Raw genomic sequence first — 1,855 nt, forward strand, 5'->3', positions numbered from 1 at the left:
AGACTCTGTTACAAGAGTGATCAATTGCAGGAGTAATCAAAAGGGTAGGGCATGATGCTTGCCCCCCTTTGCCAAAATATTTGCTTATACCAACAGGAATTACCCAGTCAGTCCTGTCCACACATATCAAAAAAATTCAGGGAATTCTGGGAGATTGTGTGGGTAAAGATCAAGAGAAGCAGATTGAAGATAGCCTCAAAAACGCTGATATAAAAGATATTTCTTTGATCAATCAACCCTCTGTATTAATGGCTCCTGTTATTAGTGGTACCCGTAGTGCAGTTCCTGTTCCATTCATCGCTGATTTAGTAGACAGACTTGGTTTCGGGGTGTTACCCAAACCCAAACAAACCTATTGCTTGATTAAAAATAGCCGTTTATTTAATCTTACTGCTTTAATTAGCTTCAGTAAGGATAAGATTGCTCAAGAAGCTGGAACGGTACGTTGGCTACAACAGAATTTACCAAATAATCCCTTTCCACTCATTGATGAGAAACTTCCTGGTAAGCATTTGACTCCCCTCGGTTGGCTCCGGGGAAATGATCAACTTGCGGATACGGTTATTCAAGTTATCACAAAACTAGCTGATCGAGTCTAAGGGAGCAGGGAACTTCGGATCAGGGAATAGGGAACAGGGGGAAGAGTATCGGAAGTGTGGGAAGTGTGGGGAGATGGGGAGATGGGGAGATGAGGAGATGAGGAAGGGGTCAACCTACAACCTCTAACCTCTAACCTCTAACCTCTAACCTCCAACCTGCAACCTCCAACCTCCAACCTTCAACCTCCAACCTCCAACCTCCAACCTCCAACCTTCAACCAAATAACCTCCAACCAAATAACCTTCAACCAAATAACCTCCAACCTCCAACCTCCAACCGCTAAAAGCTGTCCCATTGTAGTAAGATGGAAAAAGTAAAGAATTGTTAAAATCAACGAACCATTAAATTCATGGCTATTTTTCGTCAGTACATTGCTCCCCTACTGGCACTACTAGGCTTCTTAATTGCCCTGTTGGCAGTCAGTTCTCGGATCTTTTTACCGAACGATATGCTAGCCCCTGCACCGATTGAAGACGTTGACGCTGCCAGCATTCAAGCACCAGTATTCGCTCAGCTGGTTGTTAACCAAAATTTCGCGAAAATTGGTGAGTAAGCCATTGTTAGCAGGCTACCAGCTACGCCTGGGAACGGGACGAGAACGGGCAATTTTGGTAAATTTCATGGAGTTAACTTACCAAGAGCTTTTTCCGGAACAAAATGATTTTTCTCACCTGGCGAAGACTGTTAAACAGTACTTTTCCAGAGAAACCCCCCTGTGGTGGGTTACAGTAGCAGATGGGAAGGTTTCTAGGAAAGGCTCTATTATAACTCATCCCTTGCCGGTGGGTTGTCTGTGGATGGGCAATGGGGTTGATCAGGTAAATGGCGATCGCTATACTTATATCTTTTTACTTTACGTCATGCCAGCACACCGCCGTCAAGGCATTGGTTCAGCACTGATGCAGCACGCTGAAGCTTGGGCAAGGGCAAGAGGCGATCGCCAACTTGGATTACAGGTGTTTCAATCGAATCAAGTCGCTTTGAACCTTTACCAGCGACTGGGTTTCCGCACCCAATCTCTGTGGATGGTTAAACCATTGCACAGAAAATACTAATTATGAAACTGGTAGAATCAGGCAAGATAAGGTAGGTTATCAGGCATGTATGAAGATGATGATCTGAGTTTATTGGATAATACGGCTTTACTAGAAAGCCCTTTAGATGACATAGAGCCGATTGAAGATGAGTTAGAAGCTTCCAAACCTGATCCAGAGGAAATGCTGGCTCTGTTAACGGCACCGGAAAGCCAACAACG

The 1,855-nt window shown here is 44.5% G+C and carries 3 protein-coding genes; all 3 read left to right on the top strand.

Annotation, left to right across the window (positions count from 1 at the left end; all coding sequences use genetic code 11):
• Nucleotides 1–80 precede the first annotated feature (80 nt).
• The 3 genes from F6K49_RS45070 (at nt 81) to F6K49_RS45080 (ending at nt 1,655) form a co-directional block, all read left to right on the top strand.
• Complete coding sequence (locus tag F6K49_RS45070; RefSeq protein ID WP_293108622.1) at nt 81–599, top strand: DUF1350 family protein; 519 nt, start codon at nt 81–83, stop codon at nt 597–599.
• A 350-nt stretch (nt 600–949) separates the two neighbouring features.
• The gene (locus F6K49_RS45075; RefSeq protein ID WP_293108625.1) at nt 950–1,153 is read left to right on the top strand and encodes a hypothetical protein; all 204 of its coding nucleotides are present in this window, start codon (nt 950–952) and stop codon (nt 1,151–1,153) included.
• Nucleotides 1,146–1,655 carry a GNAT family N-acetyltransferase gene (locus F6K49_RS45080; protein ID WP_075896766.1) on the top strand — a complete coding sequence of 170 codons (510 nt, stop codon included), beginning with the start codon at nt 1,146–1,148 and terminating at the stop codon, nt 1,653–1,655. The genes F6K49_RS45075 and F6K49_RS45080 overlap by 8 nt, the downstream gene beginning before the upstream one ends.
• The last annotated feature ends 200 nt before the right edge of the window (nt 1,656–1,855 follow it).

The sequence above is a fragment of the Moorena sp. SIO3I6 genome, assembly GCF_010672095.1.

Excerpts from the sequence above, each read along its gene's own strand:
- F6K49_RS45075 (WP_293108625.1), top strand. The coding sequence starts at position 950 with ATGGCTATTTTTCGTCAGTACATTGCTCCCCTACTGGCACTACTAGGC.